At 30.9% G+C, this 21,159-nt stretch carries 14 protein-coding genes and 1 other RNA gene; 9 read left to right on the top strand and 6 right to left on the bottom strand.

From position 1 onward, the window contains the following. Window positions 1-27: 27 nt before the first annotated feature. From P8K68_RS01190 to P8K68_RS01160, 7 genes are all read left to right on the top strand, one after another. Window positions 28-717, top strand: coding sequence for a TIGR00730 family Rossman fold protein (locus P8K68_RS01190; protein ID WP_300247383.1), 690 nt, complete (start codon window positions 28-30; stop codon window positions 715-717). Window positions 718-854: 137 nt separating this feature from the next. After that, window positions 855-3,683 carry a metalloprotease gene (locus P8K68_RS01185; protein ID WP_300247381.1) on the top strand — a complete coding sequence of 943 codons (2,829 nt, stop codon included), beginning with the start codon at window positions 855-857 and terminating at the stop codon, window positions 3,681-3,683. Between the two features lie 168 nt (window positions 3,684-3,851). Continuing rightward, the gene (locus P8K68_RS01180; protein WP_300247379.1) at window positions 3,852-6,263 is read left to right on the top strand and encodes an alpha-ketoacid dehydrogenase subunit alpha/beta; all 2,412 of its coding nucleotides are present in this window, start codon (window positions 3,852-3,854) and stop codon (window positions 6,261-6,263) included. Window positions 6,264-6,641: 378 nt separating this feature from the next. Next, the gene (locus P8K68_RS01175) at window positions 6,642-7,112 is read left to right on the top strand and encodes a hypothetical protein (protein ID WP_300247377.1); all 471 of its coding nucleotides are present in this window, start codon (window positions 6,642-6,644) and stop codon (window positions 7,110-7,112) included. A gap of 377 nt (window positions 7,113-7,489) precedes the next feature. Beyond that, a complete protein-coding gene (gene pheT, locus P8K68_RS01170) occupies window positions 7,490-9,916 on the top strand; it encodes a phenylalanine--tRNA ligase subunit beta (protein ID WP_300247375.1) in 2,427 nt (808 codons plus the stop codon). Window positions 9,917-10,044: 128 nt separating this feature from the next. After that, the gene (locus tag P8K68_RS01165; protein WP_300247373.1) at window positions 10,045-10,275 is read left to right on the top strand and encodes a DUF2007 domain-containing protein; all 231 of its coding nucleotides are present in this window, start codon (window positions 10,045-10,047) and stop codon (window positions 10,273-10,275) included. A 158-nt stretch (window positions 10,276-10,433) separates the two neighbouring features. Beyond that, a complete protein-coding gene (locus P8K68_RS01160) occupies window positions 10,434-10,670 on the top strand; it encodes a DUF2007 domain-containing protein (RefSeq protein WP_300247371.1) in 237 nt (78 codons plus the stop codon). Here P8K68_RS01160 and P8K68_RS01155 read toward each other — a convergent pair whose 3' ends face one another. Further along, window positions 10,671-12,296 carry an ATP-binding cassette domain-containing protein gene (locus tag P8K68_RS01155; protein WP_300247369.1) on the bottom strand — a complete coding sequence of 542 codons (1,626 nt, stop codon included), beginning with the start codon at window positions 12,294-12,296 and terminating at the stop codon, window positions 10,671-10,673. A 323-nt stretch (window positions 12,297-12,619) separates the two neighbouring features. Between P8K68_RS01155 and P8K68_RS01150 the strand changes: the two genes are divergently transcribed. After that, complete coding sequence (locus P8K68_RS01150) at window positions 12,620-14,071, top strand: hypothetical protein (protein WP_300247367.1); 1,452 nt, start codon at window positions 12,620-12,622, stop codon at window positions 14,069-14,071. 35 nt (window positions 14,072-14,106) lie between these two features. On the opposite strand, the gene P8K68_RS01145 is transcribed toward P8K68_RS01150, so the two are convergent. Together P8K68_RS01145 and ffs are read right to left on the bottom strand one after the other, a co-directional pair. Continuing rightward, the gene (locus P8K68_RS01145) at window positions 14,107-14,910 is read right to left on the bottom strand and encodes an SDR family oxidoreductase (RefSeq protein WP_300247365.1); all 804 of its coding nucleotides are present in this window, start codon (window positions 14,908-14,910) and stop codon (window positions 14,107-14,109) included. A gap of 205 nt (window positions 14,911-15,115) precedes the next feature. Beyond that, an RNA gene (gene ffs, locus P8K68_RS01140) (signal recognition particle sRNA small type) lies at window positions 15,116-15,214 on the bottom strand. 88 nt (window positions 15,215-15,302) lie between these two features. Here ffs and P8K68_RS01135 point away from each other — a divergent pair. After that, window positions 15,303-16,337, top strand: coding sequence for a glutaminyl-peptide cyclotransferase (locus P8K68_RS01135; RefSeq protein WP_300247363.1), 1,035 nt, complete (start codon window positions 15,303-15,305; stop codon window positions 16,335-16,337). Between the two features lie 36 nt (window positions 16,338-16,373). Here P8K68_RS01135 and P8K68_RS01130 read toward each other — a convergent pair whose 3' ends face one another. The 3 genes from P8K68_RS01130 to P8K68_RS01120 all read right to left on the bottom strand — a co-directional run bounded on the left by P8K68_RS01130 (window position 16,374) and on the right by P8K68_RS01120 (window position 21,140). Continuing rightward, complete coding sequence (locus P8K68_RS01130) at window positions 16,374-17,864, bottom strand: aminotransferase class V-fold PLP-dependent enzyme (RefSeq protein WP_300247361.1); 1,491 nt, start codon at window positions 17,862-17,864, stop codon at window positions 16,374-16,376. A gap of 39 nt (window positions 17,865-17,903) precedes the next feature. Beyond that, window positions 17,904-19,895: a thioredoxin family protein gene (locus P8K68_RS01125; protein WP_300247359.1), complete on the bottom strand. Its 1,992-nt coding sequence runs from the start codon at window positions 19,893-19,895 to the stop codon at window positions 17,904-17,906. 261 nt (window positions 19,896-20,156) lie between these two features. After that, on the bottom strand, window positions 20,157-21,140 hold the full coding sequence (locus P8K68_RS01120; protein WP_300247357.1) for a type IX secretion system membrane protein PorP/SprF: 984 nt from the start codon (window positions 21,138-21,140) through the stop codon (window positions 20,157-20,159). Window positions 21,141-21,159 lie beyond the last annotated feature (19 nt).

The raw sequence follows: 21,159 nt of genomic DNA, 5'->3' as shown, positions 1-21,159 counted from the left end.
AAAGCTTAAGCATAAATATTTTGAACTATGAGAAAAGAAAAGCACCATAAAGGCTGGAATGAAATAAAAACTAACGACTCTTGGGCCATTTTTAAAATCATGGGCGAATTTGTAAATGGTTTTGAGAAAATGAGTAAAATTGGACCTTGTGTGTCTATTTTTGGTTCAGCAAGAACAAAGCCAGATCATAAATATTACAAACTCGCAGAAAACGTAGCTAAAAAAATTGTTGAAGCTGGTTATGGCGTTATTACAGGTGGTGGACCTGGTATTATGGAAGCCGGTAACAAAGGTGCTCATTTAGGTGGAGGAACTTCTGTTGGTTTAAATATAGATTTACCATTTGAGCAGCATGATAATCCTTATATAGACCATGATAAAAGTTTAGATTTTGATTACTTTTTTGTTAGAAAAGTAATGTTTGTTAAATACTCTCAGGGCTTTGTAGTTATGCCTGGTGGTTTTGGTACACTAGACGAACTTTTTGAGGCTATGACACTCATACAAACTTATAAAATTGAAAAGTTCCCAATTATTTTAGTCGGCACTGATTTCTGGAAAGGTTTGATGGATTGGATTAAAAGTACACTACTTGAAACTTTTGGTAATATAAGCGAAAAAGATTTAGATCTTATTCATTTGGTAGATACCGAAGATGAAGTAATCACCATATTAGATAATTTTTATAAAAATTCAGGTCTAAGTCCTAATTTTTAAAACGCAAACTTCTATATCTATTAAACACCACAATTATCATATACCCATCATAACTGTAGTGCTAAGTTATAACCCATCATATTTTACTATATTGCAACGCCTTTCATGAATTTATTAACCGTTAATGCTATTGAAAATTGAAAATTTTTTTTAACTGTTTTCTGTTTTTTTTAATTTGTCTTACAAGTTTTGGTCAAAATAAAATTGATGTCAAAGCTATTTTTGATATTGATAATAGACAAATAAAAATCACTCAAAATATACAGTATCAAAATACGACAAATGATGTTTTAGACACCATCTATTTAAACGATTGGAACAATAGTTACGCTACAAAAAAAACACCTTTAGCCATTCGTATTGCTGATGAATATAATAACGATTTTCATCTTGCTAAAAACAAAGATAGAGGCTATTCTGTAGTTACTTCTATGCAGCAAAATGGTGAAAATTTAATATTTCAACAAGTAAAAAATCAAATTGATATTCTAAAAGTTATTTTAAACAAACCCGTAAAACCTAATGATTCTTACTCTATTAACCTTCAATATTTAGTAAAAATTCCAAGTGCGAAATTTACTAAATATGGTATTACAGATCAAGGCGATATAAACTTAAGATACTGGTATATAACTCCTGCTATTTATAATGGCAAATGGCATTATTTTAGTAATAAAAATTTAGACGATTTATTTATTCCTAAATCAGATGTCACATTAGAGATTGAACACCCAAACGGATATGATTTAATCTCAGAATTAGATGTAGAAAAAACAAAACAACTCCCTGACAAACAAATAGTTAATCTTAAAGGAAATAATAGACTTAATAACAAATTATTTTTGAGTAAAATTTCAGATTTTAAGAGTGTACAAGATGATAATTTCACTTTAATCTCAAATATAGGTGATGAAGGCTTAGAAGTTATTGACAAAATATTGATTACAGAAAAAGTCACCAAATTCATCACTAAAAAATTTGGAAAATACCCACATAATAAATTGCTCATAACTCAAATTGATTATGAAAAAGACCCTATTTACGGGCTTAATTTTTTACCAAGTTTTATAAAACCTTATCCCAACCATTTTCAATACGAATTGAAAATTTTAAAAATTGCTTTATATAATTACTTATCAAATACCCTTTTAATTAATCCAAGAAAAGAGCAATGGTTAATTGACGGCATACAGATTTATTATTTAATGAAATATGTTGATGAGCACTACCCTAACATGAAATTTTTAGGTGAAATCTCCGATTTTTGGGGTGTCCGTTCATTTCATGCTGCTGATATGAAATTTAATGATAAATATGTTTTAGCATATATGTTAATGGCAAGAACGAATAGAGACCAACCACTAACAATGGCTAAAGATTCGTTATTAAAATTCAATAAAAATATTGCTAATAAATACAAGGCCGGTGTTGGACTTAAATATTTAGATGATTTTGTAAATCAGAATATTGTTGAAAATAGTATTGAATCCTTTTTAAGAGAAAATAAACTAAAAGAAACTAACGTTAACGACTTCAAAAAACTTATCAAATCTAAAACAGAAAAAGATATTGATTGGTTTTTTGAAGATTATTTAACAACTAGGAAGACCATAGATTTTAAAATTAAAAAGGTTAAAAAAACTGAAGATTCTATTACACTTACCATTTTAAATAGAAATAACAATAAAGCTCCTGTTTCGCTATATAGCCTTAATAACGATAGTATTGTTTCAAAAATTTGGGTAGAGAACATTAATAAAAACAAGACCTTAACCATTCCGCGTTTAGATGCCAATAAACTTGTATTAAATTATAGTAATAGTATTCCAGAATTTAATTTACGAGATAATTGGAAATCGTTAAAAGGTTTTTTCTTCAACAATAAACCATTTCAATTTAGACTTTTTCAAGATATTGAAGACCCATATTTCAATCAGGTATTTTTTATGCCAATAGTTGAGTTTAATAATATTTATGATGGTTTTACTGCAGGCGCTAAAATTTATAACAAAACAGTTCTAAGAAAACTTTTTGACTACAAGATTGCTCCACGTTATTCATTTAAATCAAAATCACTAACGGGTTCTGCTTCAATTTTTAAAACACATTATGTAAAAAACAAAGATTTATATTCTATAACCTACGGTATAGCTGGTGGCTATAGTTCTTATGCCGAAGATTTATTTGTTCGACAAATCACACCTTCAATTCTATTTTCATTTAGAGAAAATAACGACTTTAGATCTAATAAAAGGCAATGGTTAAGCTTAAGACATGTAAATATTAATAGAGATAAAGACTTAACAAATGTTTTAACCTCAAATGAACCAAATTATAGTATTTTGAATCTTAGATATGTGAATTCTAATGACAATTTAATTAACTATAACAAATGGTATGGCGATTTTCAAATTGGTGATAAGTTCAGTAAAATATCTTTTAATTATGAATTCAGACGCCTTTTTGAAAGTAACAGACAAATAAATATCCGCGCATTTGCAGGTGCTTTTTTAAAGAACAACACAGATAGTAATTCGAATTATTTTAGTTTTGCTTTAGATAGACCAACAGATTATTTATTCGATTACAACTATTTAGGACGCTCTGAAGCAACAGGTATTTTTAGTCAACAATATATTGAAGCTGAAGGTGGTTTTAAATCTAAATTAGAAACACCATTTGCAAATCAATGGATAACTACTATAAATGCCAGTACAACTATCTGGCAGTACATTCTTGCTTATGGAGATTTAGGCTTAGTAAAAAACAAATTTATTTCTCCAAAATTTGTTTATGATTCAGGCATACGAATAAATTTAGTTACAGATTATTTTGAAGTTTATTTTCCGATATATTCTAACTTAGGTTGGGAAATTGGTCAACCTAATTACGATCAAAAAATTCGTTTTAAATTCACCGCAGACCCACAAGCACTTTTAGGTCTATTTAGAAGACGTTGGTATTAAAACAATGGTATTACATTATTATTAGTTTTTACCTACATAAATTTCATATAATTCATAATAACAACACTAAAATTTTAATTATTACGGATTTCATAGTTTTTTAGCTCAAAATTAAATTGCAAAAAAGGCAGATTTTAACTACTTTTGCAACGCTAAAAGCATGAACCTATGCAATCCTTAACCAACGTAAAAAACAACTTATCATTCGAAGACTTTAAAACTGAAGTTATTGCAGACTATCGCATAGCTCTGATCAGTCGAGAATGCAGTTTAATAGGGCGTCGGGAAGTACTAACCGGAAAAGCTAAGTTTGGTATTTTTGGTGATGGCAAAGAAATCCCGCAATTAGCCATGGCAAAAGCTTTTTTGAAAGGGGATTGGAGATCTGGATATTACAGAGATCAAACCTTTATGATGGCTATTGGAGAACTAACCCCAGAACAGTTTTTTGCTGGTCTATACGCAAATACAAATATAGATTTAGAACCCATGTCTGCTGGTCGACAAATGGGAGGCCATTTTGTTACACATAGTTTAAATGACAATGGAAGCTGGAAAGATTTAACCAAGCAATATAATTCTAGTGCAGACATCTCTCCTACTGCAGGACAAATGCCACGTTTATTAGGTTTAGCACAAGCCTCAAAAATATATAGAGAAATTAAAGGGATTAACACAACACATTTTTCTATTGAAGGAAATGAAGTGGCTTGGGGCACTATTGGAAATGCAAGTACAAGCGAAGGGCTATTTTTTGAAACTATCAATGCTGCAGGCGTATTACAAGTCCCAATGGTGATTAGTATTTGGGATGATGAATATGGTATTTCAGTGCATGCGAAACATCAAACCACTAAAGAGAATATTTCAGAAATCCTGAAAGGTTTTCAAAGGGATAAAGACCAAAAAGGATTTGAAATTTTACGAGTAAAAGGTTGGGATTATGCAAACCTTATTCAAACCTATCAAGAAGCTTCAGCTATTGCAAGAGAAGAGCATGTTCCTGTTTTAATTCATGTTCAAGAATTAACACAACCACAAGGACATTCTACCTCAGGATCTCATGAGCGTTATAAATCCGTTGAACGCTTAGATTGGGAGACAAAAAATGATTGCAACACTAAATTCCGTAATTGGATTATTGAGAGTGGTATTGCCACAAATGAAGCACTTATTGAAATTGAGAGGTCTGTTAAAAGAACCGTAAGAGAAGCTAGACAGAATGCATGGAGCACTTTTTTAAGGCCCGTAAAAAAAGAACAACAAGAACTCATTTCTGTTTTAAATCAAGTTGAATCACATAGTGTTAACCGTGTTTTTATTTCAAAATTAAAAGACAGTTTAGTAAAGATTGGTGAGCCAACAAGAAAAGATATTTTATCCCACGCTAGAAAAGTACTAAGGTATACTGTTGAAGAGTCTTTTACAGAAAAGAAAGTTTTAAGCAAATGGATTAATAATTATTTTGAAACTATTCAGCCTAAATTTAGTTCGCATTTATATTCTGAAACGCAACGCTCTAACACAAGAATAAAAGAAATTAAGCCTGCTTATAACGATGATGCTATACAAGTAGATGGAAGAATTATACTTCGTGATAATTTTGACGCTATTTTTAGCACCTACCCTGAAGCCCTAATATTTGGAGAAGATACAGGTAATATAGGAGATGTTAATCAAGGACTAGAAGGCCTTCAAGAGAAACATGGCGAATTACGTGTTGCTGATACAGGAATAAGAGAAGCTACAATAATTGGTCAAGGTATTGGTATGGCTTTACGTGGCTTAAGACCTATAGCTGAAATTCAATATTTAGACTATATTCTTTACTGTATTCAAATAATTAGCGACGATTTAGCCACATTACATTACAGAACAAAAGGCAAACAGAAAGCCCCTTTAATAATCAGGACTCGTGGACATAGATTAGAAGGCATATGGCATTCTGGATCTCAAATGGGAGGCATTTTAAATTTAGCAAAAGGTGTTAATTTATTAGTACCAAGAAACATGACTAAAGCTGCTGGTTTTTATAACACCCTTTTACTTGGTGACGACCCGGCAATAGTTGTTGAATGCTTGAATGGCTATAGACTAAAAGAGAAAATGCCAAATAATCTAGGTGTGCTTAAAACACCTATAGGCGTAGTAGAAATTATAAAAGAAGGCTCTGATATTACAGTAGTATCGTATGGCTCTACATTACGTATTGTGGAACAAACGGCAAAAGACCTTTTAGCAGTTGGAATAGATGCCGAAGTTATTGACATACAATCATTAATGCCTTTTGATTTAAATCATGATATAATAAAAAGTATTGCAAAAACAAATAGAGTCATTATTATTGATGAAGATGTACCTGGTGGAGCCTCAGCATATATTTTAGATAAAATTTTAAATGAGCAAAATGCTTTTCAATATTTAGATAGTGCTCCTAAAACGGTAACAGCTAAAACACACAGACCCGCATATGGTAATGATGGCGACTACTTCTCAAAACCTTCAGCAGAAGATATTTATGAGGCTATTTATGATGTGATGCATGAATTAAATCCTAGCGATTTTCCTAAATTGAGATAAAACTTAATTTTAAATCATTTGGGTGTTTGCATGAGACAGGCAGCACTAACGCAAATATCCGCCAATTTAAGTCTCCTATCAAAAAATAAGTTCATTTTTAATATCTGTAAATCCTTATCACTTGTTATGATTTTTTTATATTTATCACCTTTGTTTGATAAATATTAACTAATAAATAAATTAGTTATAAATTGAAAAGAAATAAAAATCAAAAAAAGCCCCTCTAAAGTCCCCTCAAGGGGACAATCTAGACGCTAAAAATTTTCGGAATAAAATAATCCAGATATTTAAGATACTATAATTTAAACAAAATATAAACACACAGATATGCCAGAATAATTGTCCCCTTGAGGGGACTTTAGGGGTATAAAAAAATTTATGAAAGCCATACCACTTCCCGAAATCAAAAAAGAGCTAAATACGCTTTCACATAAAGAAACCCAAGAACTATGTTTACGTTTAGCAAGGTTTAAAAAAGAAAACAAAGAGCTTCTTACCTACTTACTATTTGAATCACATAACGAAAGTGGTTATATAGAAACAGTAAAAAGTTATATGGACGATGAGTTTGAAATTATAAATCGTGATAGCTATTTTTATATTAGAAAAAGCGTTCGGAAAATACTCAGAAACGTTAAAAAGTTTATCCGTTACTCACAGAAAAAAGAAACTGAAGTAGAGCTCCTTCTCTATTTTTGCAAAAAACTAAAAGATTTTAAACCAACAATAAAAAGAAGTACACAACTTCAAAACATGTACAATCGTCAAATTTTATTAGCTAAAAAAACAATTGATAAACTGCATGAAGATTTACAATACGATTTTAATATGATGTTGGAAGACCTTTAAATTATAAAACCTTCAAAACCTTAAATTTGCATATAACTGCATCGTTTCCATATTCTATTATTTTAACTTTAGTATCTTCTTCAGCATTAAAATCTTGTAATTCGTTTTCAGAAATAATTTCAAAATTAAAATGGAAATTCAAACAATTATTAACCCTCAACTTTATTCTATACTAAAGCTTTTCAAGTATCTTAAATTTATTTTTTTCTTTATAGGAAAACATTAAAACCGCTAGTACCACTAAAATTATTTACTTCTTAAAATCAGTTTAAAATTTATTAATCAAAATCATAACAATATACCAACAAAACGCAAGGCTTTATTTGAATGCTTGCAGCAATATTTTATATTTGTCACTTCAAATAGGATATTGATTTATGCAAATTTCATATAACTGGTTAAAACAGTTTTTAAAAACAGATTGGACACCAGAACAAACCAGCGAATTACTTACAGATTTAGGACTTGAAGTTGAGGGTTTAAATACATACCAATCGATTAAAGGAGGACTAGAAGGTGTCGTAGTTGGCGAGGTTTTAACTTGCATTAAGCACCCCAATGCAGATAAATTAAAAATAACAACAGTTGATATTGGTGGAGATGCATCATTACAAATTGTTTGTGGTGCACCTAATGTTGCTGCTGGACAGAAAGTACCTGTAGCTACTATAGGAACAACTTTATATACTGATGAAGGTGAGTCTTGGACTATCAAGAAAGGTAAAATTAGAGGTGAGGAAAGTCATGGTATGATTTGTGCCGAAGATGAATTGGGTTTAGGAAAATCTCACGATGGTATTTTAGTTTTAGATGATAAAATTACAGTAGGTACATTGGCTGCTGATATTTTTGATATTGAAAACGATCAGGTTTTTGAAATTGGTTTAACACCAAACCGAGCAGATGCTATGAGCCACCTAGGAACTGCTCGCGATTTAAAATCAGGTTTAGTACAAAAAGATATTAATTTAGAATTAATTACACCATCTGTAAGTGCCTTTAATGTTGAAAACCGCACCTTAAAAATAGATGTTGATGTTATAAATAAAGATTTGGCACCGCGTTATTGTGGTGTTACCATTTCTGGTTTAAAAGTTGCTGAGTCACCCGCTTGGTTACAACACCGTTTAAAAGCCATTGGTTTAAGCCCAATAAACAATATTGTAGATGCAACTAATTATGTGTTACACGATTTAGGACAACCACTACATGCATTTGACGCTACAAAAATTTCAGGTAACAAAATTGAAGTTAAGACTTTAAAAGCTGGCTCAAAATTCATCACTTTAGATGGCATAGAACGGGAATTACACGAAGATGATTTAATGATTTGCGATAATGAAAAACCCATGTGTATTGCTGGTGTTTTTGGAGGTATTGATTCTGGAGTTACAGAAAGCACCACTAGTATTTTCTTAGAAAGCGCTTACTTCAATCCTGTAAGTGTTAGAAAATCTGCTAAACGTCACGGATTAAATACCGATGCTTCCTTTAGGTTTGAGCGTGGTGTCGATCCAAATATTTGTGAATACGCTTTAAAACGAGCTGCTTTATTAATTCAAGAGATTGCTGGTGGCGAAATAACGAGCGATATTATTGATGCATACCCAAAAAAAATTAAAGATTTTGAGGTACGTTTAAGTTTTCAAAATGCCGAAAAATTAATTGGTGAAGAAATTCCAAAAGAAACTATAAAACGTATTTTAACTTCGTTAGATATCAAAGTAAATAATGTTACTGAAACAGGTTTAGGATTAACGGTACCTGCTTACAGAAATGATGTTCAGCGAGAGGCTGATGTTATTGAAGAAATACTGCGTGTTTACGGATATAACAATATTAAAACTACGGAAAAACTTAACGCATCTATTTCTTCTACAACACGCTTTGAAGATTATAAAATTCAAAATATTATTGGAAATCAATTAGTTTCACAGGGTTTTTTTGAAATTCTATCGAACTCACTTACAACACCAAATTATGTAGCATTAAGTGAGCAGTTAAAAGAAGCGCATAATATAACAATGCTTAACCCTTTAAGTAGAGATCTATCCGTATTAAGGCAGTCCTTATTATTTTCTGGTTTAGAAGCTGCATCCTTTAATATCAACAGAAAACGCTCTGATTTAAAATTATTTGAATTTGGAAAAACCTATCATGGTTTTGACGATAAGCGCGAAGAATTTAAACATTTATCCCTATTTATAACCGGTAAAGAAACATCAGAAAATTGGTACGGTACCAATAAGCAAACAGGTTTTTTCTTGATGAAGGGTTTAATAATTTCTATACTTAACCGTTTAGGAATCTCTAGATTTAATGAATCACCAATTAAAAGTGATTTATTTGCAGAAGGTATAAGTTTTGGATTAGGAAAAAACAAACTGGTTGATTTTGGTTTAGTTAAGAAGCCTATCCTTAAGCATTTTGATATAGCACAAGAGATTATATATGCAGATTTTAAGTGGGACACCATTTTAGACCTTGTTAAACACAATAAAATTAAGTTTAAAGCCATTCCTAAATATCCTGAAGTTCGTCGTGATTTTGCTTTACTTTTAGATGACCATATAACATTTGAATCCATATATAAAATTGCTAAACAAAGCGAAAAGCAATTATTAAGAGGTGTTAATCTATTTGATGTTTACCAAGGAAAAAACTTACCAAAAGGCAAAAAAAGTTATGCCGTTAGTTTTACTTTACAAGATGAAAACAAAACGCTTACTGATAAGCAGATTGATAAAATTATGAATAAGCTTCAAAGTAATTTTGAAAAACAGCTTGGAGCTGAATTAAGGTAAATTTCTAATTATCATATTACATGCTAAACCTTTCAGATTTTAAAATTTGAAAGGTTTTTCTCTTTTGTAGCTTATTTTGTATTCAAAAATTTCGTATCTTTAATAAAGGAGCTTTAAAAATTTAAGATATGTCTAATTACATCAGAGTATTTTCAGGAAATTTTATCGAAGTTCAACGTATTTTTAACGAGCTTCAAAATTTAAACATATGTGCAATAATTAAAGACGAATCTGAATCAGCACGATTAGCTGGTTTTGGATCTCCTGTTCAGGGCTTACAAGAAATTCATGTTCATAAGGATGAACTCAAGAGCGCCTTTAAAACAGTTGAAAAATTAACATCTAAATTACAAACTTAATCCATACTTCCTTTAATAAAGGGATAGAAAACAAGGATTTTAATTTAAGGTGGGAGTTAATTTTTAAGGCTTAATAACTTGTGTTTAATGAAGTGATTTGTGATTTTAAAACTTGTTCTTTTTTAATATATATTATTCTATAACTAAATATAAAAGCTATGTCTGATTCTAACTATATAGAAATTTTTACAGGTGATTTATTGGTAGTACAAAAAATTATTTCTGAATTAGAAAAACATGATATCATTCCGGTTATAAAGGATGAAACAGATTCGGGACTATCCCCTATTTTTGGAGCTTCTAATGCACCACTCAAACAAGTCTCTGTCCATAAAGACGAACTTGATAAAGCACGCATTGCCATAGAAGCTATCACATCTAATTCACAAAATTAATTAAACATTTACTGCGTACATTTTATCGCGTAAATCCTTAATCTTTTTATCCTGCATATATTCATCGAACGTTGTGTAACGATCTATAACGCCGTTTGGAGTTAATTCTACAACTCTATTAGCTACAGTTTGTGCAAATTCATGATCATGTGTTGTAAATAAAATGGTACCCTTAAAGTTTTTTAGGGAGTTATTAAATGCTGTAATACTCTCCAAATCTAAATGATTGGTTGGTTCATCTAATTGAAGTACGTTGGCTCTCATCATCATCATTCTTGATAACATACACCTCACTTTTTCACCTCCTGATAATACTGAAGATTTTTTAAAAGCCTCTTCACCACTAAAAATCATTTTACCTAAAAAACCACGAATATTAACTTCCTCACGTTCTTCTTCTGTAGTTGCCCATTGGCGTAACCAATCAATCAGCGTTAACTCATTATCAAAAAACTCACTATTATCAAGAGGCAAATACGATTGTGTTGTTGTTACACCCCACATAAATTTACCAGAATCAGCTTTTTCTTTATTATTCAATATTTGATAGAATGCTGTTGTAGCTCTAGAATCTCTAGAAAACACAACAACTTTATCTCCTTTTGCTAGGTTTAAATCAATGTTTTTAAATAAGGTTTCTCCTTCTGTTGAAGCTGATAAGCCTTCAATATTTAAAATTTGATCTCCTGCTTCTCTTTCGCGTTCAAAAATAATAGCTGGATAACGACGACTTGTCCGCCTAATATCACCAATATTAAGTTTTTCAATCATTTTCTTTCTACTGGTTGCTTGCTTACTTTTTGCAACGTTAGCAGAAAAACGACGAATAAATTCTTCTAATTCCTTTTTCTTGTCTTCTGCCTTTTTGTTCTGTTGCGCATGTTGTCTTGCTGCCAATTGCGAGGACTCGTACCAAAACGTATAGTTACCAGAAAAGTGATTTATTTTTCCAAAATCAATATCAGAAATGTGTGTGCAAACGGCGTCTAAAAAGTGTCTATCGTGAGATACTACAATCACGCAGTTATCATAGTTTGCTAAAAAGTTTTCCAACCATGAGATAGTTTCATAATCTAAATCATTGGTAGGCTCATCCATAATCAATACATCTGGGCTACCAAATAAAGCCTGCGCCAATAACACACGCACTTTTTGTTTTCCATCCAAATCTGCCATCAATGTATAATGAAACTCTTCCTTAATACCTAAATTTGATAACATGGAAGCCGCATTACTATCTGCATTCCAACCATCCATCTCTTCAAATTTAACTTGAAGCTCCCCAATTTTCTCTGCATTTTCATCTGAATAATCGGCATATAGTGCATCAATTTCAGACTTAATCTTAAATAGTGGTTTATTACCCATCAAAATCGTTTCTAAAACGGTGTGTGCATCGTATAAATTATGATCTTGTTCTAGAACAGACATACGTTTACCAGACTCTAAAGACACATGACCAGACGTTGGTTCTTGTTTCCCTGAAATAATCTTTAAAAATGTAGATTTTCCAGATCCATTAGCTCCAATGATGCCATAACAATTACCATTATTAAAACTGGTATTTACTTCATCAAAAAGCACACGTTTACCAAACTGAACAGAAAGATTTGATACTGATAACATAAGGGTTTGTTTAATTTTTTGCAAAAGTAAAAAATTCCTTTGGTTAGACGAAAACTTAGTTGCTCTAATTTTAAAGTAACGTCATGCGTCAAGAAAAAGTAGACTATTATTTAAAAAAAAACAATATACATTTTATTCGTGCTGACTATATTTTTAGCTATTTGCAGTATTATTCGGGTATTAATGGCAAATAATATTTCTACGGTAAAAATATGAGTTTAAACTAAGGCTATATTTAAGTTTTTAAAGCTTTTAATGACCTATGTGTTTAGTAAAATATTTAACAACGCATTAACAGCACTTTATAGTTACAAGCTATATTTTTGTTAGTACAAATCACTCAGGAAGAATTTATGAAGTTATACTTTACAATTACATGTATTCTTTTAACTTTAATTAGTTGTAAAAAAGACGGTAACGAGACTGCTCTTGACTATGCCTATTTAGGTGGTGAGATAATAAACCCAAATACAAAGCACATTGTTTTATCAAAAAACAAGACCATTATTGACACGGTTAAGCTAGATGGTAGAAATAGGTTTTTATATAAAGTTGATAAATTAAACAAAGGTCTATACACCATAAGGCACGGTGGTGAATTTCAATTAATCCTATTAGAACCTGAAGATAGTTTACTATTTAGGCTAAACACTTTAGATTTTGATGAATCTTTAGTTTACAGTGGTAAAGGCAATAAAAAAAATAATTATTTTATCAATGAGTTTTTAAAAAACGAGCAAGAAGAAAAATATATTATTGAGCTCTGTCAACTTGATGGTATTACCTTTCAAAAACGAGTAGACTCATTAAAAGCTTATAAATTAAAAGCATTAGAGCATTTTACTAACAAATACAACCCGTCTCCATTATTCTTAAAAATAGCAAAAGCTAATATTGATTACTCATATTATTCAAGTAAAGAGGTCTACCCTTTTGTGCATTATGGAAAAAATAAAGCGGCCATTTTAAATGCATTACCTAATGACTTTTATGATTACAGAAAAGATATTAATTATGATGATGAGTTTTTGAATGGACATCACATATACAATAAGTTTTTGAGGTATAACCTAAGTAATTTATCACTTAAGAGACATGACATACACGAGAATAATGCGTGTTTTGATAGAAAATCATTGTGCTATAATTTAGACAGACTAAAAATTGTAGACAGCTTGATTGGAAATACATCAATAAAAGATGATTTATTATATCATTTTGCAATGGGTTATTTATCTAAAAGTAAAAATGAAGAACATAATAATACACTTTTAAAATCTTACCTAAGTAAAAGTAGTAACGAGAAAGGTAAGAAGATGATGTCGCATTACACAAATTCTATTAATCACTTAAAAGAAGGCTTGAAGTTTCCAGAGATTAAGGTTGTAAATTATAATGAAGACGTTATTAAAATTAATACGCTAATAGACTCTCCAACTGTTTTAAGCTTCTGGTCCCATAAATATTTTGAACATTTTAAGGAAAGTCATTATAAACTAAAAGAACTAAAAGTTAAATATCCTGAAGTAAAATTTATTGCTATTAATATAGATGAATATAGTTTAGAGCAATCTAAAAAACTTCTAGAAAGTCATGGTTTTATTAATACTAGCGAATTTAAACTTAACAACCCTAATGAAGCTTTAGAGATATTGGCCGTTTATCCCATGACAAAAACGCTACTAATTGATAAGAATAAAAAGATTACAAACAGTAATACTAATATTTTTTCAATTCATTTAGAAGAACAACTACTTGGATTAATAAATAGATAATTCTACCAATTACCATTTGATAATAATAATTGGCATTATAACTTATAATGCTTCATCAATATTTTCTCGTAAACTTTATCTGGCAAAATTCGTTTTAAAACAATAGAAAATTTCTGCATAAACTCCCCTACTTTATAGTGCGCTTTCGGATTTGGTGTATTTATAATTTTAAAAACCGCTGTAGCCATCATGTTAGGATTACTACCATTATCAACATGCGTATTCATTAAATCCAAAGTATCTCCATAAGGTTTTTTATATGGTGAGTTATCAAGTAATGGCGCATGATATCTACCCGCTGCAATATTGGTTGCAAAATCCCCAGGTGCAACGTTTGTCATTTTTATGTTAAAGTCTTTAATTTCCATTCTAAAAGCCTCTGTTAATAGCTCTAAAGCGCCTTTACTTGCACTATAAACCCCTCGATAAGGCAATCCCATATAACCAGCAATTGAAGTTACATTTATAATTAATCCAGAATGTTGTTTTCGCATTTGAGGCAATACCGCTTTAATAACATGTATTGGTCCGAAAAAATTAGTTTCAAAATTGTTTTTTATTTCTTCGTTTGGAATTTCCTCAATAGGCCCTGTAATTCCAGCTCCTGCATTATTTATAACAACATCTAACTTGCCCTCATTATCAATAATCGTTTTTACGGTTTCATAAATTGTAGCTTCATCTTTTACATCCAAAGATAAAATGGGAAACTTACTTGCTTTATACTTTTCAGGAGTTCTACTCGTACCATAAACTATGAGTCCTTTTTCTGATAAAAACTCACCAATAGACTTTCCAATTCCTGAGGAACCACCGGTTATTAAAACAACTTTAGACATAAAAATTAGAAATTTAATTCTTTAAAAATACAATAATAATCAAGAGATTCCCACCTAAGTGGGACTATACAATAAACTAAAAAATCTTGATGCGCCAAAGCTTTCAAGATTTAAGTTTCTAACAGAGACCCCAAGCTTCGTTGGGATGTCCAAAATCAAATATTTTGATGCACTCAGCTTTCAAAATCTAAATTTTGGGTACAAAAAAAGGCAAGCTACCTACATCACACCGCTACGACCATTTACCTTTGCTTCGTTCCCGACCTGGAGGATTCAACAGGAGCTGGTTGTGTAGGACTTGCCGATTGCAAAGATACAACCTTTTAAAATTTTCACAATGATTTTTTAAACTGATTTTAAATAAATATCTTGCTGTAAATTATAAATTTAAGATGAATATATTCAAATATCTCACAATCATATTTTTAGGTATAGTATTAGTTTCCTGTGGCTCAAATTCTGGTCAGAAAAAAAAGGATTTCGCCATTAAAACAAATGCCAATAAAGGTAATATCTCAAATAGCGAAACTTTACAACTATCTTTAGAAAACAAGAAAAATTATACTATTGATTCTGTTTCATATCGGTTAAGTGGCAATAAAATTAATAAAAATTCAATTTTAAAAAACTTCAAATTAGGAAAGCAAACTATTGAAGCAACCGTATATTTCAATGGTGAAAAACAAACCACAACATCTACCGTTACTATTTTAAACAGTGAATTACCTAAAGTATATACTTATAATATAATTAATGAGTATCCACACGATATTACATCTTACACGCAAGGATTAGAATTTCATAATGATACCCTTTACGAAAGTACCGGGCAGCTTAAAGAATCGAAGCTTAGAAAGTTAGATTATAAAACAGGTAAAGTGCTTAAAAACATAAATTTAGCTGATGAATATTTTGGTGAAGGTCTCACAATTTTAAATGATAAAGTATACCAACTAACCTGGCAAAAAGGAACTGGTTTTGTTTATGATGTGAATACGTTTGAAAAAATAAATAGCTTTAGATACGGCAATAGTAAAGAAGGTTGGGGTTTATGTAACTATAACAACACCATTTACAAGAGTGATGGAACTGAAAAAATATGGTTACTAAATTCTGAGTCCCTAGTGGAGGAAGAATTCATCCAAGTATATACTAACAAAGGGAAAATAGTTGGTATAAATGAAATGGAATGGATTGATGGGAAAATATATGCTAATCGCTACCAAAAAGATGGCGTTGCAATAATTAATCCCAAAAATGGCGCTGTAGTTGGTGTTGTAGATTTTAAACCTTTAAAGAAATTGGTGACTCAACATGAAGGTTTAGATGTTTTAAACGGTATTGCTTATAACCCAAACACGAAAACTATTTTTGTAACCGGAAAACGTTGGGATAAATTGTTTGAAGTAGAGATACTTGAAAAATAAGCATCTTTAAAAAATATTTTCAAACTGGTTTAATCTTTAAAGTTTAAACCAGTTTTTAGTTATGGCCTTTTCAATACCATGGTTTCCCTTGTAGATAAACTCATTCTTTATAGCATTATATTCATAATCTTTACCCCAAGTTTTAAAATGCTTTGAAACCTCATCAATAGCCATACAAATAAATTCAATTTCGGCATTAGTCATGGTTGGATGAATAGACATTCTAATCCATCCTGGTCGTTTCATCAAACAGCCTTCAAGTATTTTTTCTTCAATAGCTTTAGAGGTTAATTGGTCTAGATGCAATAAATAATGCCCGTAAGTTCCAGCACAAGAACAACCGCCACGAGATTGTACTCCAAATCTATCATTCAAAAGTTTTACAATTAAATTATAATGAACATCTTCTATATAAAAAGAAAAAACACCTAGCCTATCTTGATGTTCTGGTGCTAAAATTTTAAGGTTTTCAATAGTAGAAAGTCTATCAAAAACTAACATATTTAATTCATGTTCTCTATCTAAAATATTCTGGACTCCCATTTCTTCTTTAAGCTGAATTGAAAGCGCAATACGAATAGCTTGAAGAAATCCTGGTGTTCCGCCATCTTCTCTAGTTTCAATATCGTCAATATAATCATGGTTACCCCAAGGGTTTGTATAGCTTACGGTTCCTCCTCCTGGATTATCAGGAACTAAATTCTTATACAATTTTTTATTAAAAATCAGTACTCCTGAAGAACCTGGTCCTCCTAGAAATTTATGAGGTGAAAAGGTAATAGCATCCAAATATTCATGTTCATGTTCTGGATGCATATCGATATTAATATAAGGTGCAGAACATGCAAAATCAACAAAACAAAGTCCATTGTTTTGATGCATAATCTTAGCTACTTCATGGTAATTTGTTCTAATGCCTGTAACATTGGAGCAACCTGTAATGGCTGCTATTTTAATAGGACAATCTTTATATTTTTCTATGAGTGCTTCTAGCTTAATTACACATGGTAAACCGTTTTCATTTGAAGGAATAACTTCTACCCTAGCAATGGTTTCTAACCATGAGGTTTGATTAGAATGATGCTCCATATGCGATACAAAAATAATTGGTCTTTTTTCTTCAGGAACTTTTGTGTTATCTTTTAAATTCTCATTTAGTTTAAGCCCTAAAATACGTTGAAACTTATTTATTGCACCTGTCATTCCTGTACCAACCGTTATTAGCACGTCATCTTTTGAGGCATTTACATGGTTTTTAATAATAGCTCTAGCATCGTGATAAGCCAAAGTCATAACCGAACCCGTAATAGAAGTTTCGGTATGGGTATTTGCTACAAAAGGTCCTATCTCATTTAATATCTTTTCTTCAATTGGACGATATAGTCTTCCACTAGCTGTCCAATCTGCATAAATAATCTTTTTTCTTCCGTAAGGAGAATAAAAATGCGCATCAATACCAATTATATTCTTTCGAAACTGTTCGAAATAGTTTTCAAGGTTTTTTGGCTTTTTTAGTATTGAATCCATAATAACACTAATCGAGATTTATGAATATTTACAACATCATTATTTACTTTTATTAAACACTTCTAAACCGCTTTCTAAAAACTGAGCATATTCATTTTCATCAGGAGTATATCCTACAGGTTCAGTTAACACTCGATTCCCTTCAGAATTTAGTAACACATAATAAGGTTGCGAATTTGATTTGAAAAATTGCGTTTGAAAATTAGCCCATTTATGACCGTAATTTTTTAGTAATCGTTTACCTCCATTCACTCTATTTACCTCAACTTTTTCTGCTTCAGGTAAATCTTTTTTATCATCAACATACAGGGAAATTAACACATATTCATTTCGTAAATAATTATCAATTTTATCTAATGGCCAGATATGTTCTTCCATCTTTCTACAGTTTACACAAGCGTAACCTGTAAAATCAATCATAATTGGCTTATTTACTTCTTTTGCGAAAGCAATACCTTCTTTTAAATCTTTAAACGTTTTCAGGTTATTTGTTGTAGTACTTGGGTAAAACCAACTATATCCAACAGGAGGTGCTAAACCACTTAGTAAAGTTAAAGGCGTAAATGTGTTTGTTTCTTTATTTACTCTGAAACCTGATACTAAGTATATTGCAAACGCAGCTACTAGTATACCTCCAGCAATTCTTGAAAATGACAATTTTTTAATTGGAGAATCATGTGGGAATTTAATTTTTCCGAATAGGTATAATGCTAAACCTGCAAAAATAATAATCCAAAGTATTAAGAAAGGTTCAATCTTTAAGAGTCCCCAATGTTTTACTAAATCGGCATTAGATAGAAATTTAAAAGCCAAAGCTAATTCTAAAAATCCTAAAATAACTTTAGTTGTGTTTAGCCACCCTCCTGATTTAGGTAAGGCATTCATCATATTTGGGAACATGGCAAATAAGGCGAATGGTAAGCCTAAAGACACCCCAAAACCTGCCATACCAGCAGTAAGTTGCCACGCACCACCATCAGCGGTTAAAGAGCCTGCTAATAGCGAGCCTAAAATGGGTCCTGTACATGAAAACGAAACGATGGCTAAGGTTAAGGCCATAAAGAAAATTCCAATTAAACCTCCGGCATTTTCACCTTGAGTTGTTCTGTTTGTCCAACTTGCAGGTAATGTTAATTCATAATACCCAAAGAATGAGAAAGCAAAAAACACAAAAACAATAAAGAAAATGACATTCAACCAGACATTGGTTGATATCTCATTTAAAATATCTGGATTTACTGAATCCAGAAGATGAAAAGGGATGCTCAATATTAAATAAACTAATAGAATAAAAAAGCCATATAATAGTGCTTTTCCAATACCAGAGGTTTTAGTTTGACCGCTTTTTTTAGTAAAAAAGCTAACTGTTAAGGGAATCATTGGAAACACACAGGGTGTTAAAAGGGCTAACAAACCTCCTAAAAAACCTAATCCAAAAATAGTCCAAAGCGATTTTTTTTCTTGAATTTTACCGGATACCAATGTAATATCTTTAGGCGTCATTCCGTAAAGCATGTTGTTTACCGCCTCGTTATCTATGGATTGCTCTTCTGTTGAATTTGTGTTTTCTGAATCAATATTTCCATTGATATTAAAAACCAAAGCAACTTCAGTTGGAGGTAAACATCTAGTATCATCACACACCATAAACTCGACAGTACCTTCAACAGATTTAACATCTCCTAACAACTCCACTCTTTGAAGAAATACTGCAGATTTATCGAAGAATTTAATTTTCATTTGAAAAACTGGGTCATCTACAATATGCCCGTCTTCTTCACTTGTATTACCAATAAATTTAAAAGCGCCATTGGCATCATCAAAAGTAAATGTTGTAGGTATAGGACCATCTTCAGGAACATCTTGAGAATACAAATGCCATCCAGATTCAATAGTTGCTTGAGTAAGCAAATTATATTCAGTATCTGTAATTTTCTCAACAGATGTTTTCCATTTTACAGGTTCTAAAATTTGAGAATTACCAATACTAAAAACAATTAACGCTAATAAAAGGAAAATATTTTTTTTCATATTTAATTTACTAAAGCTTTCATAAAAATGTTTAAACAAATGTATAAAGAAAGATTCTGTGTTTTAGTTAAAGAGACAATAAAACAGAAGAGCCCTTACTAATAAAGTGTTAAAGTTGAATTGATTTAAGAAAAAAGTGCACCATAATAGTACACTTTCAAATTTAAACCTATTAAAATTTTAAAAACGATACAATGTATTTATGCTCTAAAATTTTCAAAAAAAGGAAAGAAATATGTTTAATAATAGTTGTAAAAACTACTATTTACGTACGGCACTCTGCGTACAAGGACAATTACTAATTCCTTGTAAAAAGTTTAAACCAATAGTTACAACATGTGTTCCAGAGTTATAGGCTGAAAGCTCGTTTGTTGTAATCTGATAAGCATATCCAAAGTAAAAAATAGACTTTTGAAAGCCTACCATTGGTCCTACATTTAAAGGTTTAAAAAATTGATCGTTTAAGAATCGGTAGGATATTCCTGCCCAAAAATAATCGTAATCTCTATTATATTTTCTGAATTTAAAATTCACATCTGTACTAGAACGTTTATCACTACTAAACATCTGATAGTAAATTGAAGGTTCAAATTCTAAACCACTCTTTTTTGGACCTTTAAAGGTATAGCCAGAATATATCTGGTAATTTAAAAGCAAATTAGGTTCTGAAACGCGTATGGTTTTATCTAATTTTTTATCTAAAATATTATTTGCATTAAAACTAAAGAATCCGCCTTTATACCTCAACAAAGCACCAACATCAAAATTATTATTAGTTGTTCTTCTATCATCGGTAACAAAGGGGTCTATAATTGGGTTTTGTTGTGTGGTATTAAAATTATTAATATCAATTCTAAAATTATTGATGTTGTATGATATACCAAAAGACAGATACAATTTTGAATAATAATCTAAAACTAAATGATGCGCAAAAGATATTTTTCCGCCCGATTGGATAGTATTACCGTTTCTATCATTATAAAAGGAAACTCCAATTCCAGAACGGTCAGCTATTCTAACATCGCCATAAATCGATTGATTATCAGGCGCATTTTTTATTCCTACCCACTGTGTAAGTCCGTTTGCTCTAATTTTTAAATTATCGCCTATACCTGCATACGTTGGTGATACTACAAAATTGTTATCAGCCAAATATTGTGTAAATACTGGTAAATTCAACTCTTGGCTGTAACCGTTAGTGATAACCATGAGCAGCAGACCTATATATAATTTTCTTAGTTGCATAATTCTTTTCATTCAGAGC

It is taken from the genome of Algibacter sp. (assembly GCF_029245835.1).
In the GTDB taxonomy this organism is placed as follows: domain Bacteria; phylum Bacteroidota; class Bacteroidia; order Flavobacteriales; family Flavobacteriaceae; genus Algibacter_B.
This window is presented reverse-complemented; position numbering and strand designations above follow the sequence as displayed.